Source organism: Psychrilyobacter atlanticus DSM 19335, from assembly GCF_000426625.1.
Lineage (GTDB): Bacteria > Fusobacteriota > Fusobacteriia > Fusobacteriales > Fusobacteriaceae > Psychrilyobacter > Psychrilyobacter atlanticus.
Genome location: NZ_KE384548.1, coordinates 530,810 through 557,414 on the forward strand (window position 1 = coordinate 530,810; position 26,605 = coordinate 557,414).

The window sequence follows — 26,605 nt, forward strand, 5'->3', positions numbered from 1 at the left end:
TATGAGCGATAAGATATCTTTAGCAGAGGAACTTAACTTAATACAAACACAAATACAAAGAATGGGGAACAATAGCTTTATAATAAAAGGATGGTATGTAACAATTCAATTAGCTCTAGGAAGCTACCTATATAAAAATTTTCCATTAGGTAAAGAGTGGTTTATTTTAGTAGTAGTATTCCTAGCTTGTTCTATATATGATATGTATTTCTTAAGGTTAGAAAGAATTTATAGAAAAAAATATGAATGGAATATTGCAGAAGCAAATAAGGGCCATGAGCTAAGTGAGAGATTGGAGCTAAATCCTACAAAGATAGTAGGATTAGAATATAAGAGTAATTTACCTAAGAAAATAGATGTAGATGGCTTAAGGAACTTTTATATTACGGAAATGTCTGATTTTGGTGGAATTACATTTAAGGTTTACCTGTTTTCTATAATTATATTAGGACTTGTAGCGTAAAGAGGGGAATTAAAAATGGGGAAAAAGATATTTATTTCATATAAATATGCTGATAGAAATGTTAAAGAATTGGAAAATGATTATTGGGTAGAAGATCCAAGAGGAGTAAGTCTACAGAATAATCCAAGGATAACAACAGTTAGAAGTTATGTAAATAAGGTGCAGGGTTTATTAGATATAAAAGAACATACAAATAAAGGGGAAAGAGACAACGAGGATCTATCTCATTTATCTGAAGCAAATATAAGACAGAAGCTTAAAACCAAAATACATAATAGTAGTGTGACAATAGTATTTATATCACCTGAAATGAATGAAACTTTAAAAAAAGACAGAGAGCAGTGGATTCCTTGGGAGATATCTTATTCCTTAAAAGAGGTAGAAAGGGGTGGTTTAAGAGGTAGAACTAATGCAATACTTGCAGTGGCGCTACCAGATAGAAAGGGGAGCTATAACTATTTTGAAAATTGTGATGGAACTATAAAGACACATAACTTATTTAATATACTTGCAAATAATATGGATAATAGACAACCTTGGGCGACAACAAATGAGAAGAGCTTTATAAAAACTATAAAGTGGAATTCTTTTATAAGGAATATTAATAATTATATAGAGAAAGCTGTTGAGATAATGAAGAATATTAATCAGTATGATGTAAGTAAGGAAGTGTAGGGAGAAGTAATGACAGTAACTAGAGATGAAAATATGGTAAATGAACTAAATTTAATACAAATGCAAGTTCAAAGAATGGCTAATAACAGTTTTATAATCAAAGGGTGGTATATAACATTTTTTGTAGCGTTTATATTTTTTATGTTAGAAAAGAAGAATTATAAGCTTATTCCACTTGGGATAGGAGGTGCATTTCTTATAGCACTTTATGATTGTTATTTTTTAATGTTAGAAAGAAAGTATAGAGAAAAATATAATTGGGTAATAAAAAATAGTAGTAATAATAGAGATTTATTCGACTTAAATCCTTATAACATTAATACATTTATAACAGGAAAAGAATGTAGAGCTAGTGAATGGATTAAGAATTTCTTGTTACCAAAAAATTCTGGAAAGTGTTTATGGGAATATATAAAAAAACAGTTTAGAGTTATATTAGAATTTACTATAGCTTTCTTTAGTAAACCTATATTATTTTTTTATGGAGTACCAATTGTATATCTAATAGTGTTAGCTTAGGTTAAGAAGAAAACAAATTGTAAAAAAGATATTTATATCATATAAAAGAAATTTAAGGAGGAATAAAATGGCAAGAAAAATATTTGCATCATATAAGTATGCTGATACTGATGTACAGGAGTTGCCTTATAAGTATAGGGTTCAACATCCACAATATTGGAACTCGTTACAAACAACAACAGTAAGAAGTTATGTTAATAAATTAGAAGATATATTAGATAGAGGAGATCATATTTATAAAGGGGAAAGTGATGGTGAAGACTTATCTTATCTATCGGAATCAACTATAAAGGAAAGATTAAAGAATAGAATCCATGACAGCAGTGTTACAATAGTTTTTATATCTCCAAATATGAAGGATTTTTTTAAATGCGATAGAGATCAATGGATCCCTTGGGAAATTTCTTACTCTTTAAAAGATATTGAAAGAGGAGGACTAAGAAGCAGAACAAATGCAATTCTTGCTGTTGCTTTGCCTAATACTTATGGTAGCTATAGTTATTGTACAAACTATGGTGAAAATATAAATACTTCTATTTTCTTCAATATTTTAAAAAATAATATGAACAATAAAAAGAATTATTTATATAGTGGGGAAGATAGTTATATAAAAACTGTAAAATGGTCAACATTTGTAAGTAATCCAAGTCACTATATAGAGAAAGCTGTTGAAATAAAGAAAAATATTAATAATTATAATGTGGTGAAAGAAGTTTAAAAATAAGGGGGGGGAGTATGATATATTTTTTAAGACCTGAGATTTCAGGTCTCGATGATCAAATTTGGAATGACTTTTATGATGGTGCTCATGAATTATTAAGAAAATTCAGGCCACAAAAAGTTATTGAGATATCAAACTTGGAGCACTTTTCATTAACAGAGGATAGAAGTAGTAGCTTGTTAATATTCTTTGTTCCTCATAGAGATATTTATAGATTAAAGAAGGTTCTACAGGAAGCTGTAGAGATAGGAATGAAAATTTTTCCTATTTCTACTTCTGAAGAAAATAGATTTCCAATTGAAATTTTAAAAGAAAAGCAAAGTTTTGATATTGTAACAGAAAAAGAATTAAGAGGATTAAATGATAATTTTATAAAGCTAATAGGGGAATGTTTTGCCCGTGAAGTTATAACATTAAATTATCCAGCTTTTTTTGGTAAAAAGATGAATATTTTCTTAAGTCATAGAAGAAATGATGGAGAGAGAAAAGCTCGTTATTTCAAAAAGTCACTCCACCCAGAAAAAGAACATGTATTCATTGACTTACATGAGATTAGAACGGCAGAGGATGCACAGAAAAAAATAGAGGCAAATTTAACAGAAGATGCTGATATTTTAATTTTTGTACAAACTGAAACAACCTTTGAATCACATTATCAACTAGTGGAGCTAAAAAAGGCTTTTGAACTTGATATCCCAGTATTATGGGTAACTTTAGGTTTAGAAAAAAACGAATACAGAAATCTACCTTTACACCCAGTAGGGGCTCCTCATTTTGAAATAAAAAAGTTTACAGCTGATAATGTAAATCAAATAACTAATTATGCTTTTGATATGATTAGGCTTAGAAAACAAAGATTACTAGATAATGTAATTTATAAATTTAAATCTTTAAAAGAAAAAGGAATTACTTACAGAGCACTTTGTGATAAACATAATCTTTATTTGATAAATAGAACAAGTGAAAGTGCCTTTGGAATTGAAACTTCAAAAATGATTTTTAAGTGTTTATGTAGAGAATATGAAAAGGAAGATTTTGAAAGTTTAAAATCACGTTCTGAAGAATTAGATACTAATTCTAATACAATTTATATAAATAAAGGAGAGGAAAAGGAATTAGGTTGTAGAACAAATTTAAAAAAATACTCCTCTTTGTTAAAATCAAGAGATTCTCAAAAAATAAATGGTGGAATTATAATTTCGGGATCATTCCCTGAAAATTTAAGCTTAAAATACCAACAAAATATTATAGATTCAGTAAGTATTATAGTTGAAGATATTCTTAATAGTGGAGGAAAGATAATATTTGGATCCCATCCTACTTTTCAAGGATTAATATTAGAAAAATCTAAAAAATATAATACTTCTACTGAAAAAAAAGTTAAATTATATGCTTCTAAAAAGTTTAAAAAATTTTATGAAGTAAATATGGAATATTTTCATGAAAACGCAGAAGTTTATGAGATAGAAGAGATAAAAGGTGAAACTGAAGGTGAAAGCTTTTCTTTATCTTTAACTAAAATGAGAGAAGAAATGATTAATGATAGTGAAGCTATAGCTTTGATAACTTTTGGAGGGAAAGATGCTAAAGATTCTTTCACTAAAATCCCAGGGATAGATGAAGAAATAAGTTTAGCAGAAAAAAAAGGTATCCCAGTTTATGTGATAGGAAGTACGGGTGGAAGAAGTGCAACTATTGTAAAAGAAGGTTTTGAAAATCCTATAAGAGATGAGAATAAATATGAAGAAGTAGCTCAAGGAGATAATTTTAGATACATTTCTGAAATTATACTAGATGAATTATCAAGAAAATAGAAAAGGAATGATTATTAATGGGTATTATTAAATATTTAGAATTACATCCTCAATTAAGTACATTATTTTCTGTACTTATCGGTGGTATATTAACATTCTCAGGAGTTTATTGGCAACAAAAACAAAATAAAAAAACAAAAAATTTAGAATTTATTGAAAATACAAGGGTTGCATATGAGGTATTAATAGAAGAAATAAAAAAAATTCATAAATTGATTGATGAATGTTTGAGAGGTTATAATAATTTTATAGAGTTTCATATAGATACCGAAAAGCTTTAAAAATTTGAAGAAGAAGAATTTTATAGTTGTGCAACTTCTGACAAAGAATTAGAAGAGCTAAAAAAAATGGGACAAACACTAAAAGAATTAAGGGATAAAATGCGTTCAAATAATAAAAATTTTTTAGAACAGAATAAAAAACGTGTTAATGAAAATTTATCCGTAACACAAAGACCAGGGAACTATCTACATAGTTATATTTTGTTAGCTTTACCAAGTGAGAAACTCAACTTATTTAGAGTACAAATTGAATTAAATAATATCATAGACAAATTAAATAAAATTTTGGTAAGAGATCATCTAAATTTAACAGAATATCTAAATGCTGACTATCAAAATACTTTCAATAAAAGAATAGAAGCTTTAAAAAAAGAAACTTCAGAAAAGTATAAAATATTTTCTTCTATAAAAGTTCCAAAATAGAAAATTCTTCTGCGGTTATTCCTATGGGTTCTTTTTTCATTCTTGGCCTGGTAGGTGGTTTTAGATTAGTTCTTTGGCGGATTTTAAGGGGGGAGTATCGTGTTTGGAGTAAAGGAGATAGAGGTCTGTGATTTAGAAGGGGACTTTAGATTTGAAAATATTGGCGGTTATCTCATGTTTAATTTTCTTTGTTGTCACGTTGAGAACTTAGAGTATATCTATGAGGCCATAGAACCCAGAGTTCTGAGAGCTTACTTCCTACAGTCATATTAGATAGAAGAAGTCCTATCAGCTTATAACAGTATTATAGACCGAGGGAAAATTAGACGAGGAGTTGGTCGGTTATTACTTTGTAGAGATCATTGATTTTCAGAGGATACTTCATATTTTTAGTGATTTTTTTTAATTGACCTTTTCTATAAAATATTCTTTCAATGTTAGAGCTATCATAGCCATATGCCAACTATGTTCTGCATCATTTTATCTTCTTTTATTAAAAGCTAGAGATTTTCTAAAGATATCTTTTACCCTGTCAATTTCATGTAAAAAATCCAGTTTTTACACACCAAATATTACTTTTATCTGGAGACGGTCTAGGAGGCTCTTCAGTTGAAGGGAGCGCCCCCTCTATATATTCATAGGGGATTTAGCTCGTCTTCCCTCGCTCGGTGTAAATAGTAGGGATAGTCCTGTGACTATTACATTCTATAGCTTATTCCACTTTTTAATAGAACACTAGGCAGGAAGGGACTACCTGTGTCACTAGGGCCAAAAGTACAGGCACCTCGTAAGCTCCCTACAGTGATTATATATTTTTTTACTATATATAATCCTATTTTTTAAATAAATTCTTATCTCCAAATCTGATAGAATATTATCCCCGTAAAAATAAAAAAAGCCAAAATTATTTTGGCTTTTAGCTTTTAATGATTTATAAATCTCTGCTTATTATATAATCTTTTACTTTTTTATTAAAAGCTGGCTCTATATAATCAGCAGGAAGAGCTAAAAAAGTATCTTCTTCGTAAAGACTTATAAAGTGACCTGTATCTCTATTAACAGTTTTACAACATTCACAAGTGTATTTTGGAGATTTTTCATTAAACATGTTTTTTCTAATTATTTTAGGTATTTTATCTGTTTTCAGATATGTATAGTTACATCCGTCATCTGCTTTAACTGAAGATCTAAACCAATCATATTTACCATTATCATCCTTCATTATCACACCTACTATTCCATTAGTTCTAGATTTTTTATCTCCACGTTTAATTTCTTTTAATGAATATGATATTTCCCAAGGAATCCATTTGCTTTCATTCATCTGAGGTGAAATTATTAATATTGTCACTGAAGTATTATAAATCATATCTTTTAATTTCTCTTTAATTGTTTCTGTCGTTACATCATCTAAGCTAGGTGACTCCGAAGTCTCTCCTGTATAAAACCTAGAGGCATCTCCTAATTTTATTATTATTTTATCTCTTAATTCCTGAGCTTCACTATATTTATAAGATATAAATGTTTTTTTTGCCATAATAGTGCCTCCTCAAAATTTTATTTGATTGTTATTTCTAACTTTGTTTCTACATTTTTGACTACGCCCTTTATCACAATGTTTTGTGATAATAATAAAACTCCGATAATTAAACTAAATATCGGGATATACATTAATAATATACTTTTAGATTTTAAACAATCCTTAAGCTTAGTAATTTTTACTTGGTCTTCAATTAATAAACTTCCATCTATTGTTTCTACAATACTTTTGTATTTTACCCGAAGTTATCTTTCTAAAGAAAGATAATATGCTTCAAGAAGTACTCCAAGTACTAGTACAAAAAATATTATCCAGATATGGACTTTATCTTTACTAAGAAGTGCTATAATAGCTGTTACTACCCAACCTTTAATAAAAAAAAGTATAAGAAGCCATTCTTTTAATATTTTCTTGTACACAATCTAAAACTTTTAGTTTTGCTGTTTCATTTATACTACACATCTTTTTTTTTCGCCACCTCTTCTAATATTATTTCTGAAATTAATTTAAAATTATTACCATAAGTAATTTCATTTTTTTTATCCTCAGTAGATAAAGAATTCTCAAAACCTTCTTCTATAAGTTCTTTACTTCTACCTCCTGTACTACTAATTACAAAAATAGGAAGTTTTTTTTCTTTAGCTAAGTTTATTTCTTCATCTATTCCAGGAATTAAAGTTAAAGAATCACCTTTTTCTTTTCCTCCAATACATACTAAAGCAACTGCTTCTAGATCAGAGACCATAGCCTTCCTCATTTGAGTTAAAGAAGCTGGTATTTTTTCAACTATTGATTTCTCTATTTCAAAGACTTCGCTATTTTCTTTAAAATATTTGATATCATACATTCCTTCGAATTGTTTTGAAACATATAATTTCACTTTTTTTTCACCATTAACATTAAATTTTTTACTTTTTTCTAATATAAGACCTTGAAAAGTGGGGTGAGATCCAAAAATTATTTTTCCACCTCTAATTAACGTTTCTTCAACTATTACAGAAATTGCATCTATAATATTTTGTTGATATTTTGGATCTATGTTGTCTGGAAATGAACCAGATATTATAACACCACCAAAGAATTTTTGCTCTGTTTTAGAGTTTAAAAATTGTTCGTATTTTTTTAAGTTTATGTTATTTTCTAGCTCTCTTTCCTCACCTTTAATTGAAAGGATACAATTTTGATTATGTTTTTCTATTTTAAGAAGATGTTCTTTTAAATTTGTAAGATCTTCTTTTTGGTATTCTCTACATAAACACTTAAATAATCTAGCATTTTTTATGCTTGTACCAAAACAAGGGTCTAGACTTTCTTGTTCAATTAAGTAAATACTATCTCTATTACAAAGTTCTTTATAATCAATACCATTTTCTTTTAAAGACTTTAACTTCCAAATTATTTTATCAAGTAACCTTTGTTTTTTTAATTTAATCATATCAAAAGCATAATTAATTATTTGGTTAGTTTCAATAGATGTTATTTCATCTAATTCAAAATGAGGCTTTCCTAGTGGATGAAGAGGCATTTTTTTAAATTCATTCTCTTTTAAATCTAAAGTTATCCATAATACAGGAATAGATAACTCAAAAGCTTTTTTTAATTCTTTTAATTGAAACTCGGATTCAAAAGTTGTTTTGGTTTGAATAAAGATAAGAATATCTGAATTTTCTAAATTTTCTTCTATTATTTCTTGAGCTTTCTCACCAGTGCTAACTTCATGTAAATCAATAAATACATTTTCTTTTTTATCATGAAGTGAATCTTTAAAAAGTTTAGCGACATCTTCACATTCTTTTCTGCGATGGCTTAAAAAAATCTTTATTTTTTTATTAAAAATAGCAGAAAATTCATGAATAATAATCTCACGACCAAAGCATTCTCCGATAATTTTTATATAATTATCATCTAATCCTCTTATATTTTTTTCTGTAATACTGTCAAAGCTCTGATACTCATCTATATCATCAAGAGGTTTTCTATTTGAGGTTGATGTTGAAATAGGAAACATTCTTATATTTTCTTCAGCTGCTGCCTTCAATATTTTCTCTAATTCATAAATTTTTATATTTGGATTAAAGAATATTAAAAGATCTTCAGAGTTCATTTGTTCTAAGGAAAAATTATCGAGATTATTAATATCTGTAATATTCTGAGGTTTAAAGTTTTTTAAGACTTCATATGCTCCTTCATAAAATTGTTCCCAAATTTCGTCTTCAATTTTTGATACTTTAGGTTTAAAAAAATAGATCATGTCTTCACTTCCTATTTAGAGTAATTAATTTTATTTTTTATAGCACCTTAAATTTTCTTATTTTTCTTTACTTATATCATAATTACCTTTTTCATTTATTTTTTCATAAGCTCTTTCAATATACATATTGGGGTCTTCTAAAAAATGGTCTTCTTTAACAAATGAAATATAAGACCCTTTATCACCACACCAAATTTCACAGTTTTCACAATGATAAATAGGTGGTTCAGAGTTATACATATTTTTATTAATTATAGGGTATAATTTTCCATTATCATAAGATATATAACTACAACCATCTGTTTTAGTTCCAGTATTGGCAATCCAACTATAATCTCCATCAACTTTTTGAACTATTCCTACAATTCCATTGATTTTAGAAGTTTGATCTCCTCTTTTTATTTCCTTTAAAGCATAAGCAATCTCCCAATCTATCCAGCTACTTTCTTTAATATTTGGTGATATTATCACTACTAAAACCGAAGTATCATAAATCATATCTTTTAAATACTCTTTTATTGTTTCTGTTGATTTATCGGTTAAATCAGGGGAGCTGCTTGTTTCCCCTTTATAGTATCTAGCGTCTTCTCCTAATTTTTCTATAATATTATCTCTTAATTCTTGTGCTTCATTATACTTGTATGATATAAATGTTTTTCTAGCCATTCTGTCCTCCTTTTATGCAATCACGATAAATTAAGCAACAAAAACAAAATAAATAAAAACACTCCATCTTTTATTTTTATTTTTTGTTACATCTGAAAATCCCATAGAAAAATTAATTTGAGATTCTTCTTTATTTCGAACTTCATCATATGTACCTCTAAACATTCTTTCTTGTTGTAAATAAAAAGAATCTAAATACCAAAATATTAAAACAAATATAAATATTATTCCTAAAATTATTAATTCTTCATTTTGAGCTAAATCTTTTGCAAAAATAAATCCTAATGTTGCTGTAATAATAGTTATTGTCCATCCTTTTAACTTAAAAGAACAACTAGCCATTCTAAATACTACACTTTGTATAAATTCTAAATGTTTAATTTTTTTCGCTACTCATTATTTATCACTTCACAATTTTATATAAAGAATCTAAATGCTTTTCTGCTGTCCAGTGTATACAATAACAAGTTTGAAACCACTGATCTATATGATCTTTTGTTATTTCTTTTAAATGAGTAACATCTGTCTTATATGAGTAACCAATACTTTCATCAACACTATTTTGAAATTCTCCTTTTTCCATACTTTTCATTATTATACGTCTAGGCTTTTGTTTTCTTATAATTTGAGTTGTATTTATCTCTGAATAAATCCAAGGAGATCCAGTCCTTGTTTCATTAGACTTTTCAACATCAGAAGTATTTAAAGAATTAGGAGTATTTAAAAATAAAATACATTCTGTATTATCTATCATTTTATTTAAAGCGCTTGCCAACATTAAATATACATTTGATGCAGACCAATTTGAATTACTATAATGATATGTATTATTCGGTTGAAGATTATATTTATTATTTATTTCTTTTAAAAGATCTTCAGCATATCCCCAAACACAGGAATCTATAAAAACTTTAATCCCAAAATGTTCTTTTAAAAAGCCAGATAAAATTAAAGCATTATCTTTATCTTCGTGTGAATGGGATAAAAATATATGTGCGCCTACTTCTGGAAACCAATCATTTTGAAGTTCAGAAGCATCTATTTTACCATTTGGTAATAAATATTCATCTAATCTTTGTTTTATCTCAATATTTATTTTTTCTTTGTTTTCTTCTCCAATTTTTTTATATCTTTCTTTATTATTAAAATTATTTAATAAATCATTTCTTAAAAATTCATCATTTAATTGAAACCCTTTATACATATTTTTTTCACTCCTTCAGTTACATAAATTTTTTTATATCTTTCTAAAGAAATTAATTCCAAAGTTTTATTGGTAATCTTACATACTTTAAACACTTAAACTTTCATCATATAAATCCCAAAAATACTTATGTTAAATTATTTAATAAAAGTTACTATCGCGGTTACTTTTTGTCCATTCTTCTTTCTATACTGAAATTAATATGGCTATAGAACCCTATACTACAAGAATCTAAGTTTTAAGAATATTTTCCCCAATTTCTTACAATAAACCAGTTAGGTTGCCATTTTACATAATCTTCTGGAGAAAAAGAATCTTTTAAAATTTCTATATTTATGATTTGAGAAGGTAAAATTGATAAATTATGTTTTCCTTCAGGACTATCTAAGTCATAAAAATGGAATCTTGATTTTTTATCTTTGTACTTTCTACTCGGTCCAAAATCAAATGGGATACAAATTCTTTCAATTCTCCCTTTTTCTTTAGAATTAAGTATTACTTTAACTTTTTTCATTGAATGGATTGCTGTTTCTAATATTTCTAAATACATCACACACTCCTTTTTATCAAAAGTAAATCTATAGCCAAAATTTATATTTATTTAATCCAATCTAAAAAACTTGTACACCCATTATCATTTATCAATAAATTTTGTTTCGAAGCTCCCTTATCTACATATGGATATAATTCTAGATATTCAGTCCCCTCAAAAATTGAATTTTCATCAAATAATATTGGTAAAACTGCAACTTTACCTTTAATACCATCAAAATATCCAAGTTCCCAAGGCATCCATTTTGAATGTTGATAGTTTTCTGTTGTAGCATAAAATAAAGATTTGCAGCTTTCCATTCTTTTTTTCAATAGCAGGGCTGTTTTTTTATTTACATTTTTTCTGTTAAGTGTAAAATCTTCGATCCAATCTACATATACGGAAAATCCCATATTCTCAATTTCTTTTTTTATTACATAAATTTGTTTTGAATCCAAATAACTATGTGATAAAAAAATATCATAGATTTTTGTAGAAGCATCATTTTCTAATCCAGCAGATTCCATTATTACAGATTCTCCGTATAATTTATTAAAATTACTATTTTCGATTGTTTTGTTTATATCTTTCAGATTAAAAAAATTCATATTTATATCTCCCTTTGAACATTTATTTTAAAACATTATGATTATGGTTTTTGCGGTAACAATCACTAATTTTTACTATTTAGTTAAGATAAAACCTTGAACATACTTGCTTAATTATGGGTATCTTAACTCTTTTTTTAGTTTTTTACAATTAATTTAGCTTTATTTTTATAATATCGTTTTTTATTTTCAATTTTTTTTACAAAACAACAGTTTCTATTGTCTTTTGTTTTGTTTTTACTTTTCATTTTTAGATAAAACTCCATTTATTTTCTCTTTCCAATCAGAAGAGTGTATTATTCTATCTGATTGAAGGTTACCAAAAAGTACTTGAGTTTTAGTTAATTGAGATAAACTTTCCCATATTTTCTCCTTTTGTCAAAATTATAAAATGATTATATGACATTTAATAAAACATATAGCCTCCTCATTAAACACCACTCCACTATATTTAGTTGGCTACAAAAAAATACTACCATATGTAGTGTAAACTGTCTAATTCATTTTACGAGATAGAGGGTATATAAAATTTATATATTTAGGTTTAAGATTGATAAATAAGGACTAGAAAAAGATAAAAAAACAGGAAAAATTTCTTACTTGACATTGGATTTTTTGTTTTATGAAAAATTTTAAAAAAAACTTACATTATTTCTTCTTTTATTATTATCATGATATTTGGTGTAAAATTAACTAGCTTCCTTTATTTCTTTAGTCATGTCTAAAAATTCTCTGGGTTTTGGTACAAGTAAGCTGTTTCAAAATGTGAGATACGGTGGAATTTTAGTTCCTAACGCCTTCATTTTTTATTACCTCTAAACTTTACTATTTATATAATGCAGTAAACTTAAGTATTTAAGATCACCCTTTTATTATTCTACTATTTTTTAGAGAAATATCCTCCTAAAGTTACTAGAATACCTCCTACAAAAAATGTCCAAATTACTGATATATTTTCTACAAGATATCCTCCTATTAGTAAACCTAACAATAAAAACACCTTAAAAAGTGGAAGCATAACTGCCATTATTTTGCTTCGGTACCTTTCCTCTTTCTCTCTTTGTAACTTACACATTAAAGAAATATCATACATACTCACAAGAATTCCAATTATAATCAAAACCACTCCATAAAACATTATATATCCAACATCTCCAACTTTAGGAAGAGGTATAGTTAAAAACATTATTACTATTCCTATCAAAGAACATATAGTTATTATTTTACTTTCTATATTCAATCTCTCTTTATATTTCATTATAACCATAGCTCCAAATATTATTCCTAAAGAAAAAAATCCTTGTATTATCCCATAACTTTTAGATGAAACCTCTAAAACCTTCATCAAAAGTACAGGTAAGGCTACTTGTAGAGACGCTCCCATTGCAAAATTTAGTACCATTGCTGTTTTTATTATTACTAGGTATTCTGGATTTTTAACAATATAATTAAAAACCTGTTTATAAGAAACCTTATTATTCTCTTTTCTCATATTTTTATTTCTAACTTCTAATATCATCTCTAAGACAGCCGAAGTTAGAAAACTAATCCCGTTTATCAACATAAAAATCTCTATCTCCATAAAGGAATAAACTACTCCACCCAACACAGGACCCATTATCATCGAGGTAGAGTTTATTATCCTACCTATAGAGTTTATATTTACAAGATTTCTCTCCTCTACTAACTCTGGTTTTAGTGCCTCTGTTGCTACAAAGAATATCACCATAAATACAGAGCTAATTAATGTTGTTACATATATTAGATGCAATCCCAATATTCCCTTCATTTTTAATAAATAAAGAGATAAAAATATTATGCCATTCATTACATCCATTACTATTATTATTTTTTTCTTGGAAAATTTATCACATAGTATTCCTGCAATAGGAGAAAATATTATTAATGGAATACTCCCCATTACTAGATTTATAGCATAACTTCCACTTGAATCATAGGTTTTAAGTATATACAAACTCATCGCAAACACATAGATAGATGACCCAAATGCGGATATTCCCGTCCCTAAAGAATATACAAATATATTTCTTTTCCCTTTACTTCTTTGCTCCCACTTCATTATTAAATCTTTCACCTATATCGTCCTCCTTATTTTCTTGCTATAAGTATATAGGATAGACCTCACTCCACTTCAATAACCTTTTACAACTATAATATTTAAGTTTTCAAAAAAAAGGTGGAGCTAACTCCACCTTTTTCCATACACTACATAACCAGCTATTTTACTCCCTTTATTAATAAAATTTTCATGCTTACTATCGACAACTCTAGGTTCAAAATAATTTTCTTCTAATTTATAATCTAAACTTAAAAGTTCACTTCTACTAGCCTCTATATTTAAATTTTTTACTATTTCTTGTGAAAGACCAGTTCCTTCCCCTGCTTTATCTGTTACCATATAAGCGCCCAAGAGCTCTGCATCCTTTTTTATAAGATTGTTAATTTTCTTCAAAAGGTCATTATTTCCTCCAATCCTGTATCCACTACTTCCCCATGCATCTACCACTACATCCACAGTTTCTTCTGCTAGAGGTATCTCTGTAAAGTCGCTACAAATATAAATTATATTCTTTTTTTCTTTTTTATCCATTATATTTTTCAAAAATCTCAATCTATCTATTTTATGATCTATTGCTATATAAACATCTTCGCTCTTTAGCTTATCAACTATTTCTCTAAAGAAAAATCCAAATCCACTTCCTAAATCTAATATTATTTTATTTTTCTTATCTATTTTTTTATATTTCTTCACTAGGCAATCCAACTGTTGATATAGACTTTTCTTAAACTCTTCATTTGTCTCCTTTAAATACTCCCCCATCACTTCTTCAGTCATTTCTTCACTACTTGATTGTTTATTTATTACTAGTATCCCCCTACTTATCTTATATCCTTTCCCACAACTGCACCTTAACTCTCCATCTATTATCTGATTTTCTTCTACTCTCCCACTTAATATTTCTAAGTTTTTACCACAATTTATACATTTTATCATTCCTAAATAAAGTATATTTATACCAGATTCTTTCCCCAATCTGATATCTTTCTTTTTTTCTAATTCTTCCTCTAGTTCTTTAGATATTTCTCTTAACCCTTCTATTTTTTCTTTTATTTCATCTAACTTTTTTATAAAGGGTTCCCTGTCACAACAAGATGTGAGTTTCCCCAAGGTTCTATGAAGGGCTATTACACTTATTTCCTTCAAGGTAAATTCTAGTTTTTTTAATTTCAATATTTCCTTAAGAGTTTCTTCATCCCTTTCACAAAATATATATTGCCCCCCCTTTTTTTCAGGATTCAATAGTTCTAGTTTCATATAAAATCTTATTGTATCCTTTCCTACTCCATATTTATCAGAAAACGCCCCTATCCTCATATTCTCCTCCTATTCCTCTATCTTCTACATATTATACTTTTAAATCTACTTTTACGCTATCTCTTGATAGAAAAGCAACGTGATATCACCTTATAATTATAAATGTTTTTTTTATTCTTCATTGAATCAATTCTAAAATTTTGAATTTAGAAATGACTGAAAGCAATCGTCCAACTTCAGTGCAAATATTCAACTCTGTTCCATTAATTAATAAAAAAAGAGCTAAAGTTTATCCTTAGCCCTCTTACTATATCAAAACTGCAATATTTGCAGTTGTGGATTTGTTGGTGGAAGTGACGCTTATCAAACCCGTATCCAACTTCAGTAATAACTTTTACAACTTCACCTTCTAATTTATATACTCCTCAACTTATTAACATATGCTTGAACTTCCTCTTTACTAAATTGAGGATCGCCTAATTGACCAGTCAAAAACTCTTTTATGTGGTTTATTAATTCGCTCTTATTTAAAGCATAAATATATTCTTTTTCCTTATTTTTATCTTTATCCTTAAGGAGCGTCCTACAATCGGTTAAAGAAGTCCTCTTTCCATTTCCCTCAGAAATATAATTTAATTCGCTAGGCACTAATATTGCAACTTTATACGATTTAATTTCGTCGTCTATATCTAAGATTTTATAAAGCCCTTTTACAGCAGTGCCAACTTGAGTTAATGGAGTCGATTTTCTGATTTCATAGTGGGTATCAACATAGCCACTTTTCTTTTTCTTTTCATATTCTCGAACGGTCACTATAGAAGAATGTCGAGTACTATATATTTCACTCTTTAAAAGATTTGGTAGAAATGTCTTAAACCTATCTGTATAAAAGCACTCTTTATGTCCAATTCCGATATAAGAATTGCCAGAGTAAAATTTTGTCTCAATTGCTAAAAGTCCATATATAGAAATAATAAGGTGGTCTATTTGCTTAAATTTATCTTTTATTTGTTCATGATTTTCTGAGTCATGCTTTCTAAAAATAACATTATGAAGAACTTGTGGATAGCTACTACCCCTATATGTATTTACGCATGAATCTACAATACTTTTAACAAATGCTTCTCCGTCATTACTTGTAATTTCTTCGACTTTTTGTGTATATTCACGGTGTTTACTTATTAGTTGATCTTTTTTTGTTTTATGTTGCGATTCTAATTTAGAGATTTCATTACTATGATTTTCTTTAAGAGAAGTAACCTTGGTATCATAATCATTTTCAAGAGTGCCAATTTTTTCGTTAAAATTACTTTTTTGGGATTTATTATCTATGTATAGTTTATAAGCAATTAATAACAGTAAAATAATTAAAAAATATAAAAAATAAATACTCTTCAACCAAATAACAACCCTCTCCATTACAAGCCCCCCTTAGATTAAAAAATAATAAATAAATTTTTACCATTCTGCTCAAATAGGTCTTAATTACTTTTTTTCATTTTTTACTCCTCTTCTACAATCTTAAAATAATCCCATGTAGTTCTTTTAGTATCGTCTATTTCATAATCACCACGAAGGACATATTCGCCTTCACCTTGGTACTCAATTTTTATTTTATTTATTAACCCTGTAGAAATATAATGGTATTCCCCTAAAATTAATTTTAATTGTTTAAAAGGAATTGAAATTGCAAGTCTGAGGGCGCTAGACCACTCTATATTTCCATTTTCTAATAACTTTCCCATTGAAATAGTCAGCTTAACCTCTTTATCTTCAAAATATGGAAATATAGAATACATATCAAGTTCTTGATTAACTAATAATTTTAATTTATCTTCCCCTTTTTTTATTTTTAATAAAGTAATTCCTTGAAGACCACCTTCACGTTCATCTGAACGAACCATCAATGTTATATTATTAAATTTCATTTAGACCTCCAAAGATTAATAGATTAAATTGCTATCCTTCACCCAAACAACGTCTGAAACCAAAATAACTGCTCCCACGTGATTTTTCCCCCTTTATTTATTACCTCTAATTTAAACATTATTCGAGTAGGTTTTACTCTTTTTACTTTAATTGACCTATTAACCAATCAGTTCCAGTTTTTAATTCATCGAAATTTTGATATCTTTTATCGATTTCACTAACACCTTTATTTAAAAATTTCAATATTTTTTTATCTTTGATTTTTTTAAAACTCAATTTTCTAGCAGCAATCATACTAATTAATTTACTTAACGCATATGTTTCATGTCTAATTTCATAACTGTCAAATCCTTTTAAATCTAAATCGTTTGTATCATTTAGTGAACCCCTTAGTTCACTATCTTTATCAGTTAGGAAACTTTCGGGAATTTTAACTAACCCAAAGTCACTAACTTTTATTAAAATAGTATTATGATATTTATTTAACAAAATGTTTCTAGGACTTATATCTCTATGAAGAATATTCTTATGCGAAAGGTAATCAAATACTTTTAACAATTGAACTATTATTTCAAGCCTAATACATAAATTTGAGCTTTCTTGACTTTTTAAAAAATCTTCTAAAGTAATATCACAAAGCTCCATTTTATATTCATATTTTTTATCATCAAAAGAATAAACCTTTACTATGTTGGGGTGATTTAAAGACTTCATTGTCTTAAATTCTCTAGCGAATCTTTCGAGTTCTTTCTCGGTTAATTTTTGAATTGCTCGCTTTAATACAAATTCTTCATCATATTGCGAATCTTTATATTTAAAAACCTTCGCATAAGATCCTTGGCCTATAGGTTGTAAATGAATTGAATGGTCATTGTTTGACCTCATTGTATCTTCAGAAATAAAAATAGATTTAGTTTCTATTGTTTTTATTCTTTTAAAATCCTCTGGAACATTGGTTCCTCCTGAAGCCTGAAGAAAAGTTTGAAGTGTAGATATTATGTTTTTATAAGCTTCAATTAACTCTACAGAATAGCTCTCTACATTATCGAAGACAATATTTAAATCCTCAAAACATAATAACGCCTCCTTAGAGTCGCCTGCATGAAAATATCTATAATGTAATTGCCCATTCATATAATTAAAAATTTTATTTATTTTAAAGTGAAACGAGCTCAGAATCTCTGAAAACTCTTGAGGAAAGCTATTGTATAAACTAATATAACTAGTTGAGTAACTTTCTTCTTTTTTCAACTTAAGTATAATCCTTTGCAAATAACTTGTTTCTCCTCCAGTTAAAAGTTGGCCTTCTTCTCTTGAAGGTTGACTAGCTTCTTCACATTCTTTTTTTAATTTCTCGAATGACTCAAATATAGCCTTTCTCCTGTCTGCATATCCACTAATATTCTTAATATATCCCCAAAAGCTATCTAGAGAATGATTAGTTTTTATATATGATGGTAACTCTTTAAACTTAATAAAATTATTCCTCAATTTGATATAGTCTTCAGAGCTATAATCACCATTGGTTGCTTTCGCTATGAGTAAGTTTTTAAAATATTCTACCCTTTCAATATTTGAGACTAATTCATCATATATTCCAGGTATCTCCTTTGCAATTTTCATCTATTCTCCTTTTATTCAGTCTAAAATTAGATTTTCTTTCATCAAATAAACTCCACAGTTTACTGTTAAATCACCTTTATAAAGCACTGATAGCCTTCTTACTTTATTGCTTTGCCATTATCCAAAGAACCTTTCCACAAAGACTAAAAGAATCTTCTTCCCTTACTTCTCTTGGTGGATAATCAGGGTTATCTGAATATAAGAAACGTTTCCCATCAAAACACTTATACCTTTTAACAAGAGGTTCATCATCATAAATGAATACCCCAATTTCATTATGGTTTACTTCTTCATTTAATTTTACCAATATGCTGCTTCCATCTTTTAATGTCGGTTCCATACTATCCCCATGAACATTTATTATTACACAGCCTTCAGCCATTCTCTTAGGTAGAGGAACATATTCTACAGGAGTAGGTTCAGCTTCAAGGCCTGCTTGACATCCTGCTGAGACAGAATCATAAACTGGGACATTTATCATTTCTTCCATTTCTATGGGACCTAAATTCGATTTGATCTTTTCTTCATTTTTGTAGTCTTCTTCTTCTAAGTAACCTACTATTTTATATAATTCTTTATAGTCAACTCTTAAAGCATAAGCTAATTTTTTTAATTGATATGGATTAACTCTTTTGTTACTACCGCTTAAGATTTTAGTCAAAACTCCAGGATTTACTTCGGATTTTATTGAAAGTTGATTAAATCCTAATTGTCTTTTTTCTTTTAATTCATTTAAATATTTAGCTAATTTGATTCTTAATTTTTCTGGGACTTCTGTTGTATTTTTTGACATAAAAACCTCCTTAATATTAAAATATTACACTATTTTAATCAACTTGTTGATTAATAAAAAAAAAACTACTTTACAAGTTGATTGTTTTGATATATACTCAACATATAAAGTGGTTAGTTATAAAACTGATTAGTTTGTGGACTACTTAACGAAAAGGGGATGAGTATATGAAATTAAAAGATAAAGTTAAGATTGAATGTTTAAAAAAAGGGGTTACAATGGCCGATTTAGCTAGAGAAATAGGAATTACTAGGCATAATTACTATTTTCATTTAAATAAAGAAAATGAAGTTATAGTGCGAAAAACTGAAAAAATTCTTGAATTAGAAGATGGTTTTTTTAAATAGTGTAATTTATTTGATAATAAAAGGGGGGAATTATGGAAATTTCAAATGCTAAGGTTATAAAAAGTGTATTTAAGAATAAAGATAAGATAAAAAAGAATGAATTTATAAAAACAGTAAAAAAGATTTCATATGATGTTACTCCTAATGGAGAAAAGCAATATAAATTATTTTAAAGGAGGGATAACCATGGCTAGACCAGACTCAGCTTTATCTTTAGAACTAGAAAGAAGTATGAATATGCAGGTACGGGTAGCAACTTTTGAAGAACATCTGAGACAAGCTCAGATAATAAGTGATTTAGACCATGAAAGAAGGGTAAAGAGTTTTAACCTTAACAAATGAAATGAAGATATGCAAAAATCATTTACTAAGACTAGATCTAGCCTCTTGGAATTAACCGATCTTTTATCTATGAAAGAAGCTCTAAAAGAATTAGATAAAAAAATAAACAAATTTAATTATACATACTTAAAAAAGAGAAAAGAGATAGATGATTTAGAGATCCAATATGATGCTCTAAATAAGAAGTTAATTCTGTGGCTCTTAAAATATGCTGTTAGTTGCAGGGAAAAGTTAAGAATAGAAAACTGTAATATTGAGAAAAAATTTATTAAAGAGAATTTAAATTGAAAAAGAGGAGGACTCTGATGGAATACTTTACAATTAGCGATATTAGTAACCAAGGCTTTTATCCAATCCCTGAAAAGTTATTTAACAATCAGCACTATCAAAAGAAAGTAAAAAAAATCAAAAAGATAAAAGAAAGGGAAGTAATGGTTCCTAAAGAGGTTATCACAACTGAAGAGCTTATTTCCGATACATCAAAACTTATGTATGGGATCATGTGTAGATACCTGAACTTCTCCCTTCAAAATGGATGGTTTGATGAAGATAAGAGAGTCTATATAAAACTATCAGTAACAACTTTATCTAAGATCTTAAATAAATCTAGAGATACAATCGTTAAAAGTAAAAAACAACTTGAAGATGTAAAACTTTTAAAGATTATAAAAACAAAATATGAAAGCGATATTTTCTATTTAGGAAAGGTAAAAGATAAACCTAAAGATGATATTTTTATGGAAATTGAAGACCAAATTAAAGCTGCTAAAATCCTTGAAGTCGAAGATGTCGACCAGTCGAAACTTTCGGATGAACTAGTCGAGGATGTCGACTCCAACCTAGTCGAAGATGTCGACTCTAATAAAGATATGCTTATTAGAGATCATAAAAGAGTAGTAGCAGAGAAAAAAGATCCTGCTGCTGCTTCTGATGAAATTATTTTAAAAAACATAAAAGAGCTGATAGTTAAAAATGGATTTAAGAACTATAACTCCCAAACTCTGAAAAATATAAAAAATTATTCAAAGGGATCTACAGAAGAAGTTAAAAAGGTAATTAAGTTTATGAAATTAAAAAATAAATCTTTGAATTCTAAAATTTTAGTAGCTATCTTGAAAGATAAAGATCATTTGGTTGTTGATCCAATAGATATAAAAAAAGTTCCAAGGAAAGAAAAGATAAAGTTTATGGTTGAAAAATTGGGAGAGTATCAAATCAGATCTATGAGAAATAAAATTTTAAAAGATATTGGGTATGAGTGTCAGGGTGTAGATGATGATCTCGGTAACCAGCTATGTAAAAAATATAATAAATTAAAAACTCAAGAGGGAAGCATATAAAAAAAGTAAAAGAAATGCCTAGAAATAAGCAATAGGAGTGATAGTGATGAATATAGAAGAATATTTTACATTATTGCTATTCGTGCTAATAGTGATGGTAGTGTTGATAGTATTAGAATCTATCTTTTCTTTTATAGAAGAAAAAATAGATTTAGGTCCATATGAATTTTATATAAAAAGCTTTGTATTACTCTGGATCTTATTATCTATTTATTTCTTTTTATTCAATTAATTTTTTTAAAATTTATAAATAATTGGAGGGAGTGTATGAAAAAACCTAAAGAAAGACCTAGTCATAAAGAAATTATAGCCATGAGTTTAGTTGACCTGATCTTTATATTAAAAAGTGAATATGAGTTGACCAACAGGCAGGTAAAGCAGATCAAATCAGAGATTAAAAGAAAACGTGGGAAGGTGATTGTCTAATGGGAAAAGTAATTTTATTTAAAAATAATAAAGGGGGAGTAGGAAAATCATTACTAACATTTTGGACTGGACATATATTATCTTCCCTTGAAAAACCTAATGGGAAGAAAAATAAAGTATTAATTCTTACATCGGACTCTCAAAACAATATCTTGCAGCTGGCAGGCGTTGATACAGGGTATGGAAAAGGATTAGAGGGATACATTGAGAATGGCTCTGGAGAGCTTATGAGGCTGCGAGAAGGCTTGTTGTATATCCCACTGACTACTACAAGGATTAAATCTACATTTGAAGATAAATTTTTAAAATTAATTGAGATTTTCAAAAAGCAATACGACTATATCTTAATCGACGGGTCGCCGGTACTGAAACTAGATGACATATTTTTAAATGTCAGTGATAAAGTGGTTATTCCTACATTTTTAGATAATGTGACTACTAAAGGGATGATCAATCTAATTAAAGAGATTGGTATTGAAAAGGTAGCTATGGTAGTTCCTAATAGAGTTGGCAGAAGTAAGATGGAACAGGACCACCTAAGAAGGCTTAAAGATAATTTAGATAGAGGAGGAATCCAAGTTCTAGACCCGATCTTTCAATCTTCAAAGATCATGAAATTAACAGAGAAAGGGAAAACAATCCTGGAAACTAAAAGTATTCAATACAAAACTATACAATCTACCTTCGTAAAGATCGTAAAGGGGGTGATGTAGTGGATATCTTTGGGGAGTTGCAGGAAGTAATAAAAAAAGATATCTATGTTTCTAATTTTGATTTCGGAAGTTACGAAATTGAAGAAAAGGATATTGAGTTTATAAAAAGTAGTGAGCAGAAATTAAGAAAAAGTTTTATGACTATAAGTAATTCTCTATATGATATTTGTACAATGCTTAACCAGGTATCTTTAAAATTTAAGAATTCCGGTGATTTTATGAAGTGGTATCAAGCTAATGGGTTAAATAAAGATAATATCTCAGAATTTAACAAGAGGTTTATTTTATTTAATGAGTTTAAAGAAAAAAAAGATCTTATTTCTTCTCTTTCTAATCAGTCGGTAAAACTCTTAACCCATAAAGATGTAACTTACAGCACCAGGGAAAATATCATTAAAGAAAACATTACTAAAGCTGAAACTATTAAACAACTACTGAGATCTAAAAAAGATCAGGGTATCATTGAATTTAATGATAAACCAAAAACACATGTAAATTTAAAAAAGTTTGAAAAGATGAAAACTAACCTGACAAAGGTTAAAAACTCAGAAGAACTAAAAGATATAAAAAGCGAGATAGGTGCCATTGAAAAGTATCTAAAAGAGATAAATCAAATAGTTAAAAATAAAGAAGATGAGTTGGATAAGAAAAATAATTTAACATTACTATAGGGGGGAGAACTATGACTAATAGAAACCAAGAAGATCTAGGAGAATTATTATCAAAGATCCAAAAGAATGAAATTAAGTTAAATAGTAATTATAAGGGAATGAACTTAGATTTAAAAGGTTCAGTATGCAGCTTAAAGATAACATATGACTTTAAATTTAATGTTAGTGATCTTGAGCAAATTTTAAAAAATAAAGCACTTAATAACTAATAATCAATAACTTAAAAATTAAATATAAATAAATTAGTAGGGATTAACCTAAAGGTTTGTTTATAAAGGGAAGATTAATTTTTAAATAACAATAGATAGTGGGCATAATGACTCAAAGTCTGTTAGAAAAAGCAATTAAACGTTGCTTTATTTTAGCAGGCTTTTTTTATCGTTTTTTTTAGGAGGTAATCATGAAAAATAAGGAAATTAAAGCAATTGAATTTATCAAAGAGAACATTGGATTTTTAACTATAATAATCTTGTTTATTGTATTAAACCAAGCAAGTCTTGCTTCAGGAGTAGGACTGCCATTTGAAGGTAAGCTAGATAAGATTATGGAATCTATTACAGGTCCTGTAGCTAAATCACTTGCAATTATTTCAGTTGCTTCTTGTGGTCTTGCTATGGCATTTGGAGAAATGGGTGGTGCAATGAAAAAATCAGTAAACATAGTATTTGGTATTTCCATAGTGTTTGCAGCAGCAAATTGGGTTCCTTCATTCTTTGAATTCTCAGGTGGAGTAGGATTTTAAATAGGGAGGTAGAGAGTTATTATGTGGAAAACAAATATAAAAAAAACTAAGGATAAGGTAGAGCTTTCTCCATGTAGTCCTTGGAATGATAGATATATGAAATTAGCAAAAACAGTAAAAAATTGGCAGTTAGCATTTTTAAGTATGTTAATAATGTTTAGTATTAGCTTATTTGTGACACTTCGTATATCAACAAAAGCTTCATTTGTTCCTTATATAGTTGAAATAAAAGAAACCGGGGAAGTCACCAATATTGTGAGACCTCTTGAGAGCAGATACAGTATCTCTGATATCCAGTATAAACACTATTTAAGACAATTCCTGATTAAGGTTAGATCAATACCATTAGATCCTGTCTTATTTTCAACTGAATATAAAGAAGCTCTTAAGTATACAGGTTTGGAAGCGAAAACTAAATTAAGAAAAATATATATGGAAGATAACATCAACCAAAAATTTAAAGAGAAAGAAAGTAGAAATATTCAAATTAGTTCTATAGTAAAAGTTCCAAATACTAATTCATTTAAAGTTAGGTGGGAAGAAACGAGCTATAGAGAGGGCGGAATATCGAAAAGGATAAACCAGGAAGGGATCTTTAGTTTGAAGTCTATTCCTGCTAAGACAGAAGCAGAGCTAATTATTAATCCATTAGGGATAACAATAACAGATCTATCTATTAATCAAGATTTTTAAGGAGGACTAAATTTGAGAAAAAAATTATTAATTTTAATCATTGCTATTAGCAGTATTATTTCATTTAGTGAAGATTTTACAATGGAAAAAAGCAGGATACAAAGTGGTTTAAAAGAAACTAAGGCAAATATAAAAACAACTTTTGTATACAACAAGAGCGATTCATACAGCATCTATGGGAAACTTGGATATTTGACTGCTATCAATCTTAATAAAGATGAAGAGATTATCTTCATAGGAGCAGGAGATACCTCTAGATGGGGACTTGAGACTGTCTCAACACCTAATGGGTCAAGAGTATATATAAAACCATTTTATAAAGATATAAAGACTAATATAACAATTCAAACAGATAAAAGAGAATATAACCTCTTAATAAATTCATCTACTAATCAATGGAACTCAGTTGTTGAATTTGATTACCCACAACAAAAACTGGAGTTTAAGAAAAATAAAGAAAGAATAAAACAAGAGCAGGCAGCAAAAGATCGAAATGAATTAACAACTGTAAACACTGAAAGTATTAACTTTAGATACAAAATATATAGTCGTAAATTAGAGATTGCACCTACCCAGGTATTTGATGATGGGAATAAGACTTTCTTTGTTATGAAAGATATCATGCAAGAAGCACCATCTTTATTTTTAAAAGATGGTAAAGATCTAAAATTAGTTAATTACAGAGTAAAAAACAACTACTATATCGTAGATCGTTTAGGAAAAGAGTTCATATTAAAACTAGGTAAAAAAAGTGTGAAGATTAAGAAAAAATAGGAGGCTATATGGAAAAGATAGAAATTAAAGGAGTCCACATTTCAAAAAAGATGGTTGTACTAACAGCTTTAGGTGTAATTCTTGTATTTATCCTTCTTTTAGCCCTTAAACCATCTAAAGAAAAAGTGGTAAAAGTAGCTGAGCCTCAAGAAATTGAAAAAGTAGAGGAAGATATAGGGTTACCTGGAGACTATGCTGCACAAAAAGAATGGGAGAATCAGGGAAAAGAAACTGAAAGTTATAGCTATGAAAAACCTACGGAATATACTCCAGGAGATAGATATAAAAGTGATTACGAACAAGAGGTTCCATCTTATTATACTGATCAAGAAGAACAAAAGAGGTTAGCAGCTATTGAGTTAGCTAAGTTAAGTAAAATAGGATTTGTAAATTCAAGTGCAGATTATTCTAAGAAAAATATTAAAGAAAAAAAAGAAGCAGAATCAATTAATCAAACTGACCTGGGATTCTATAATACAAATTATCTGAAAGCTAGAGAAGAACTCCCGTTAAAAGAGTTAGAGATAAAACAAGGAACTATTATTCCATCAGTGACTATTTCTAAAATAAATAGTGATCTTCCGGGAGATGTAGTAGCACAGGTTTCTGAAAATGTTTACGATTCAAAGACAGGAAACTATTTACTAATACCTAAAGGGTCTAAACTCTATGGAAATTATTTATCAGACATTAACTTTGGACAAGAAAGGATAGGAGTAAATTGGGATAGAATAATTTTTCCAAATCAAAAGTCTATAAATTTACTTGGAATGGCTGGTATCACTTCTTCAGGAGAAAAAGGGTTAAAAGATAAAGTAAACAATCATTATGGGAAGTTATTACAAGGAATTATATTTTCAAGTGTACTAGCTACAACAGTTTCTATTATTACAGATGATGATAGTGATGATGACGAAGATAGAAGCTATTCATCAATTGCAGGTGAAGCAGCATCACTTGAAACAATCAAAGTTGGAGATAAAATTATTGAGAGAAGCCTCTCAATAGATCCAACAATAGAAATACGAAATGGAATGAAGTTCAATATCTTAGTTAATAAAGATATTATTCTTTCAGAATATAAAAAATAGTGAGGTGGAGAAATGAATGATGGAGTAAAGGATTTTAAGGTGATGTTTCAACTAGTTTTATGTATTAGTATTATCTATTTTACGTAT

At 28.1% G+C, this 26,605-nt stretch carries 36 protein-coding genes and 1 pseudogene; 22 read left to right on the plus strand and 15 right to left on the minus strand.

The genetic code is table 11. The annotated features are described in order from the left end of the window. Window position 1 precedes the first annotated feature (1 nt). From K337_RS19365 to K337_RS19975, 8 genes are all read left to right on the plus strand, one after another. Window positions 2-463: a hypothetical protein gene (locus tag K337_RS19365; RefSeq protein ID WP_051251808.1), complete on the plus strand. Its 462-nt coding sequence runs from the start codon at window positions 2-4 to the stop codon at window positions 461-463. Window positions 464-478: 15 nt separating this feature from the next. Further along, the gene (locus K337_RS0114360) at window positions 479-1,138 is read left to right on the plus strand and encodes a TIR domain-containing protein (RefSeq protein ID WP_028857212.1); all 660 of its coding nucleotides are present in this window, start codon (window positions 479-481) and stop codon (window positions 1,136-1,138) included. A 9-nt stretch (window positions 1,139-1,147) separates the two neighbouring features. Further along, a complete protein-coding gene (locus K337_RS0114365) occupies window positions 1,148-1,657 on the plus strand; it encodes a hypothetical protein (protein WP_028857213.1) in 510 nt (169 codons plus the stop codon). Between the two features lie 67 nt (window positions 1,658-1,724). Continuing rightward, window positions 1,725-2,375, plus strand: a complete 651-nt coding sequence (locus tag K337_RS0114370; protein ID WP_028857214.1) for a TIR domain-containing protein — start codon at window positions 1,725-1,727, stop codon at window positions 2,373-2,375. A 17-nt stretch (window positions 2,376-2,392) separates the two neighbouring features. Next, a complete protein-coding gene (locus K337_RS0114375) occupies window positions 2,393-4,192 on the plus strand; it encodes an SLOG domain-containing protein (RefSeq protein WP_028857215.1) in 1,800 nt (599 codons plus the stop codon). A gap of 17 nt (window positions 4,193-4,209) precedes the next feature. Next, window positions 4,210-4,473 carry a hypothetical protein gene (locus K337_RS0114380; protein ID WP_028857216.1) on the plus strand — a complete coding sequence of 88 codons (264 nt, stop codon included), beginning with the start codon at window positions 4,210-4,212 and terminating at the stop codon, window positions 4,471-4,473. Between the two features lie 66 nt (window positions 4,474-4,539). After that, window positions 4,540-4,896, plus strand: coding sequence for a hypothetical protein (locus K337_RS0114385; protein ID WP_028857217.1), 357 nt, complete (start codon window positions 4,540-4,542; stop codon window positions 4,894-4,896). Window positions 4,897-4,995: 99 nt separating this feature from the next. Further along, complete coding sequence (locus K337_RS19975; RefSeq protein WP_156877395.1) at window positions 4,996-5,169, plus strand: hypothetical protein; 174 nt, start codon at window positions 4,996-4,998, stop codon at window positions 5,167-5,169. A gap of 129 nt (window positions 5,170-5,298) precedes the next feature. Here K337_RS19975 and K337_RS20485 read toward each other — a convergent pair. From K337_RS20485 to K337_RS0114460, 15 genes and pseudogenes are all read right to left on the minus strand, one after another. Then, a pseudogene (locus K337_RS20485) lies at window positions 5,299-5,367 on the minus strand (hypothetical protein); the annotation flags it as partial. A 460-nt stretch (window positions 5,368-5,827) separates the two neighbouring features. Next, the gene (locus K337_RS0114395; RefSeq protein ID WP_028857218.1) at window positions 5,828-6,433 is read right to left on the minus strand and encodes a TIR domain-containing protein; all 606 of its coding nucleotides are present in this window, start codon (window positions 6,431-6,433) and stop codon (window positions 5,828-5,830) included. Between the two features lie 248 nt (window positions 6,434-6,681). Beyond that, window positions 6,682-6,855, minus strand: a complete 174-nt coding sequence (locus K337_RS19980; RefSeq protein ID WP_156877396.1) for a hypothetical protein — start codon at window positions 6,853-6,855, stop codon at window positions 6,682-6,684. Between the two features lie 35 nt (window positions 6,856-6,890). Further along, on the minus strand, window positions 6,891-8,687 hold the full coding sequence (locus K337_RS0114400) for an SLOG domain-containing protein (protein ID WP_028857219.1): 1,797 nt from the start codon (window positions 8,685-8,687) through the stop codon (window positions 6,891-6,893). 57 nt (window positions 8,688-8,744) lie between these two features. Then, window positions 8,745-9,353: a TIR domain-containing protein gene (locus K337_RS0114405; protein ID WP_028857220.1), complete on the minus strand. Its 609-nt coding sequence runs from the start codon at window positions 9,351-9,353 to the stop codon at window positions 8,745-8,747. A 30-nt stretch (window positions 9,354-9,383) separates the two neighbouring features. Next, window positions 9,384-9,695 carry a hypothetical protein gene (locus tag K337_RS18650; RefSeq protein ID WP_051251809.1) on the minus strand — a complete coding sequence of 104 codons (312 nt, stop codon included), beginning with the start codon at window positions 9,693-9,695 and terminating at the stop codon, window positions 9,384-9,386. Window positions 9,696-9,756: 61 nt separating this feature from the next. Further along, a complete protein-coding gene (locus tag K337_RS18655) occupies window positions 9,757-10,557 on the minus strand; it encodes a toll/interleukin-1 receptor domain-containing protein (RefSeq protein WP_028857221.1) in 801 nt (266 codons plus the stop codon). 238 nt (window positions 10,558-10,795) lie between these two features. Continuing rightward, on the minus strand, window positions 10,796-11,107 hold the full coding sequence (locus K337_RS0114420; protein ID WP_028857222.1) for a hypothetical protein: 312 nt from the start codon (window positions 11,105-11,107) through the stop codon (window positions 10,796-10,798). 47 nt (window positions 11,108-11,154) lie between these two features. Then, window positions 11,155-11,697 carry a toll/interleukin-1 receptor domain-containing protein gene (locus tag K337_RS0114425; protein WP_028857223.1) on the minus strand — a complete coding sequence of 181 codons (543 nt, stop codon included), beginning with the start codon at window positions 11,695-11,697 and terminating at the stop codon, window positions 11,155-11,157. An 880-nt stretch (window positions 11,698-12,577) separates the two neighbouring features. Further along, entirely contained in the window at window positions 12,578-13,792 is a 1,215-nt protein-coding gene (locus K337_RS0114435; RefSeq protein WP_028857224.1) for an MFS transporter, read from the minus strand. A 108-nt stretch (window positions 13,793-13,900) separates the two neighbouring features. Next, window positions 13,901-15,094: a MerR family transcriptional regulator gene (locus K337_RS0114440; RefSeq protein ID WP_028857225.1), complete on the minus strand. Its 1,194-nt coding sequence runs from the start codon at window positions 15,092-15,094 to the stop codon at window positions 13,901-13,903. 354 nt (window positions 15,095-15,448) lie between these two features. Continuing rightward, complete coding sequence (locus tag K337_RS0114445; RefSeq protein WP_028857226.1) at window positions 15,449-16,453, minus strand: nuclease-related domain-containing protein; 1,005 nt, start codon at window positions 16,451-16,453, stop codon at window positions 15,449-15,451. Between the two features lie 83 nt (window positions 16,454-16,536). Then, window positions 16,537-16,962 carry a hypothetical protein gene (locus K337_RS0114450; protein ID WP_028857227.1) on the minus strand — a complete coding sequence of 142 codons (426 nt, stop codon included), beginning with the start codon at window positions 16,960-16,962 and terminating at the stop codon, window positions 16,537-16,539. 142 nt (window positions 16,963-17,104) lie between these two features. After that, window positions 17,105-18,586 carry a protein kinase family protein gene (locus K337_RS19370; RefSeq protein ID WP_051251810.1) on the minus strand — a complete coding sequence of 494 codons (1,482 nt, stop codon included), beginning with the start codon at window positions 18,584-18,586 and terminating at the stop codon, window positions 17,105-17,107. A gap of 103 nt (window positions 18,587-18,689) precedes the next feature. Next, window positions 18,690-19,379, minus strand: coding sequence for a S24 family peptidase (locus K337_RS0114460; RefSeq protein ID WP_028857228.1), 690 nt, complete (start codon window positions 19,377-19,379; stop codon window positions 18,690-18,692). Window positions 19,380-19,546: 167 nt separating this feature from the next. Between K337_RS0114460 and K337_RS0114465 the strand changes: the two genes are divergently transcribed. The 14 genes from K337_RS0114465 to K337_RS19375 all read left to right on the plus strand — a co-directional run bounded on the left by K337_RS0114465 (window position 19,547) and on the right by K337_RS19375 (window position 26,518). After that, window positions 19,547-19,726, plus strand: a complete 180-nt coding sequence (locus K337_RS0114465; RefSeq protein ID WP_028857229.1) for a hypothetical protein — start codon at window positions 19,547-19,549, stop codon at window positions 19,724-19,726. 32 nt (window positions 19,727-19,758) lie between these two features. Further along, complete coding sequence (locus K337_RS19985) at window positions 19,759-19,899, plus strand: hypothetical protein (RefSeq protein WP_156877397.1); 141 nt, start codon at window positions 19,759-19,761, stop codon at window positions 19,897-19,899. 13 nt (window positions 19,900-19,912) lie between these two features. Next, window positions 19,913-20,068 carry a hypothetical protein gene (locus K337_RS19990; protein ID WP_156877398.1) on the plus strand — a complete coding sequence of 52 codons (156 nt, stop codon included), beginning with the start codon at window positions 19,913-19,915 and terminating at the stop codon, window positions 20,066-20,068. Window positions 20,069-20,077: 9 nt separating this feature from the next. Next, window positions 20,078-20,356 (plus strand): hypothetical protein, encoded by a 279-nt coding sequence (locus K337_RS0114480; RefSeq protein WP_028857230.1) that lies wholly within the window; start codon window positions 20,078-20,080, stop codon window positions 20,354-20,356. A 17-nt stretch (window positions 20,357-20,373) separates the two neighbouring features. Further along, a complete protein-coding gene (locus K337_RS0114485) occupies window positions 20,374-21,408 on the plus strand; it encodes a replication initiator protein A (RefSeq protein WP_028857231.1) in 1,035 nt (344 codons plus the stop codon). A gap of 46 nt (window positions 21,409-21,454) precedes the next feature. Continuing rightward, the gene (locus K337_RS0114490; protein ID WP_028857232.1) at window positions 21,455-21,640 is read left to right on the plus strand and encodes a hypothetical protein; all 186 of its coding nucleotides are present in this window, start codon (window positions 21,455-21,457) and stop codon (window positions 21,638-21,640) included. Between the two features lie 35 nt (window positions 21,641-21,675). Further along, complete coding sequence (locus tag K337_RS19995; RefSeq protein WP_156877399.1) at window positions 21,676-21,834, plus strand: hypothetical protein; 159 nt, start codon at window positions 21,676-21,678, stop codon at window positions 21,832-21,834. Further along, window positions 21,834-22,547, plus strand: a complete 714-nt coding sequence (locus K337_RS0114500) for a ParA family protein (RefSeq protein WP_028857233.1) — start codon at window positions 21,834-21,836, stop codon at window positions 22,545-22,547. Before K337_RS19995 ends, K337_RS0114500 begins: the two co-directional genes overlap by 1 nt. Further along, on the plus strand, window positions 22,547-23,218 hold the full coding sequence (locus K337_RS0114505) for a hypothetical protein (protein WP_028857234.1): 672 nt from the start codon (window positions 22,547-22,549) through the stop codon (window positions 23,216-23,218). Before K337_RS0114500 ends, K337_RS0114505 begins: the two co-directional genes overlap by 1 nt. An 11-nt stretch (window positions 23,219-23,229) precedes the next feature. Further along, a complete protein-coding gene (locus K337_RS0114510; RefSeq protein WP_028857235.1) occupies window positions 23,230-23,427 on the plus strand; it encodes a hypothetical protein in 198 nt (65 codons plus the stop codon). 191 nt (window positions 23,428-23,618) lie between these two features. Further along, window positions 23,619-23,960 (plus strand): TrbC/VirB2 family type IV secretion system protein, encoded by a 342-nt coding sequence (locus K337_RS0114515; protein ID WP_051251811.1) that lies wholly within the window; start codon window positions 23,619-23,621, stop codon window positions 23,958-23,960. Between the two features lie 21 nt (window positions 23,961-23,981). Further along, window positions 23,982-24,653 (plus strand): VirB8 family type IV secretion system protein, encoded by a 672-nt coding sequence (locus K337_RS0114520; protein WP_028857237.1) that lies wholly within the window; start codon window positions 23,982-23,984, stop codon window positions 24,651-24,653. A gap of 12 nt (window positions 24,654-24,665) precedes the next feature. Beyond that, a complete protein-coding gene (locus tag K337_RS0114525; protein ID WP_028857238.1) occupies window positions 24,666-25,427 on the plus strand; it encodes a TrbG/VirB9 family P-type conjugative transfer protein in 762 nt (253 codons plus the stop codon). Window positions 25,428-25,435: 8 nt separating this feature from the next. Beyond that, on the plus strand, window positions 25,436-26,518 hold the full coding sequence (locus K337_RS19375) for a TraB/TrbI/VirB10 family type IV secretion system protein (RefSeq protein ID WP_051251812.1): 1,083 nt from the start codon (window positions 25,436-25,438) through the stop codon (window positions 26,516-26,518). Window positions 26,519-26,605: the final 87 nt, after the last annotated feature.

Bases quoted from the DNA above. Each gene is read 5' to 3' on its own strand.
- K337_RS19365 (WP_051251808.1), top strand. From the start codon at position 2: ATGAGCGATAAGATATCTTTAGCAGAGGAACTTAACTTAATACAAACA.
- K337_RS0114360 (WP_028857212.1), top strand. From the start codon at position 479: ATGGGGAAAAAGATATTTATTTCATATAAATATGCTGATAGAAATGTT.
- K337_RS0114365 (WP_028857213.1), top strand. From the start codon at position 1,148: ATGACAGTAACTAGAGATGAAAATATGGTAAATGAACTAAATTTAATA.
- K337_RS0114370 (WP_028857214.1), top strand. From the start codon at position 1,725: ATGGCAAGAAAAATATTTGCATCATATAAGTATGCTGATACTGATGTA.
- K337_RS0114375 (WP_028857215.1), top strand. From the start codon at position 2,393: ATGATATATTTTTTAAGACCTGAGATTTCAGGTCTCGATGATCAAATT.
- K337_RS0114380 (WP_028857216.1), top strand. From the start codon at position 4,210: ATGGGTATTATTAAATATTTAGAATTACATCCTCAATTAAGTACATTA.
- K337_RS0114385 (WP_028857217.1), top strand. From the start codon at position 4,540: ATGGGACAAACACTAAAAGAATTAAGGGATAAAATGCGTTCAAATAAT.
- K337_RS0114395 (WP_028857218.1), bottom strand. From the start codon at position 6,433: ATGGCAAAAAAAACATTTATATCTTATAAATATAGTGAAGCTCAGGAA.
- K337_RS0114400 (WP_028857219.1), bottom strand. From the start codon at position 8,687: ATGATCTATTTTTTTAAACCTAAAGTATCAAAAATTGAAGACGAAATT.
- K337_RS0114405 (WP_028857220.1), bottom strand. From the start codon at position 9,353: ATGGCTAGAAAAACATTTATATCATACAAGTATAATGAAGCACAAGAA.
- K337_RS18650 (WP_051251809.1), bottom strand. From the start codon at position 9,695: ATGGCTAGTTGTTCTTTTAAGTTAAAAGGATGGACAATAACTATTATT.
- K337_RS18655 (WP_028857221.1), bottom strand. From the start codon at position 10,557: ATGTATAAAGGGTTTCAATTAAATGATGAATTTTTAAGAAATGATTTA.
- K337_RS0114420 (WP_028857222.1), bottom strand. From the start codon at position 11,107: ATGTATTTAGAAATATTAGAAACAGCAATCCATTCAATGAAAAAAGTT.
- K337_RS0114425 (WP_028857223.1), bottom strand. From the start codon at position 11,697: ATGAATTTTTTTAATCTGAAAGATATAAACAAAACAATCGAAAATAGT.
- K337_RS0114440 (WP_028857225.1), bottom strand. From the start codon at position 15,094: ATGAGGATAGGGGCGTTTTCTGATAAATATGGAGTAGGAAAGGATACA.
- K337_RS0114445 (WP_028857226.1), bottom strand. From the start codon at position 16,453: ATGGAGAGGGTTGTTATTTGGTTGAAGAGTATTTATTTTTTATATTTT.
- K337_RS0114450 (WP_028857227.1), bottom strand. From the start codon at position 16,962: ATGAAATTTAATAATATAACATTGATGGTTCGTTCAGATGAACGTGAA.
- K337_RS19370 (WP_051251810.1), bottom strand. From the start codon at position 18,586: ATGAAAATTGCAAAGGAGATACCTGGAATATATGATGAATTAGTCTCA.
- K337_RS0114460 (WP_028857228.1), bottom strand. From the start codon at position 19,379: ATGTCAAAAAATACAACAGAAGTCCCAGAAAAATTAAGAATCAAATTA.
- K337_RS0114465 (WP_028857229.1), top strand. From the start codon at position 19,547: ATGAAATTAAAAGATAAAGTTAAGATTGAATGTTTAAAAAAAGGGGTT.
- K337_RS19985 (WP_156877397.1), top strand. From the start codon at position 19,759: ATGGAAATTTCAAATGCTAAGGTTATAAAAAGTGTATTTAAGAATAAA.
- K337_RS19990 (WP_156877398.1), top strand. From the start codon at position 19,913: ATGGCTAGACCAGACTCAGCTTTATCTTTAGAACTAGAAAGAAGTATG.
- K337_RS0114480 (WP_028857230.1), top strand. From the start codon at position 20,078: ATGCAAAAATCATTTACTAAGACTAGATCTAGCCTCTTGGAATTAACC.
- K337_RS0114485 (WP_028857231.1), top strand. From the start codon at position 20,374: ATGGAATACTTTACAATTAGCGATATTAGTAACCAAGGCTTTTATCCA.
- K337_RS0114490 (WP_028857232.1), top strand. From the start codon at position 21,455: ATGAATATAGAAGAATATTTTACATTATTGCTATTCGTGCTAATAGTG.
- K337_RS19995 (WP_156877399.1), top strand. From the start codon at position 21,676: ATGAAAAAACCTAAAGAAAGACCTAGTCATAAAGAAATTATAGCCATG.
- K337_RS0114500 (WP_028857233.1), top strand. From the start codon at position 21,834: ATGGGAAAAGTAATTTTATTTAAAAATAATAAAGGGGGAGTAGGAAAA.
- K337_RS0114510 (WP_028857235.1), top strand. From the start codon at position 23,230: ATGACTAATAGAAACCAAGAAGATCTAGGAGAATTATTATCAAAGATC.
- K337_RS0114515 (WP_051251811.1), top strand. From the start codon at position 23,619: ATGAAAAATAAGGAAATTAAAGCAATTGAATTTATCAAAGAGAACATT.
- K337_RS0114520 (WP_028857237.1), top strand. From the start codon at position 23,982: ATGTGGAAAACAAATATAAAAAAAACTAAGGATAAGGTAGAGCTTTCT.
- K337_RS19375 (WP_051251812.1), top strand. From the start codon at position 25,436: ATGGAAAAGATAGAAATTAAAGGAGTCCACATTTCAAAAAAGATGGTT.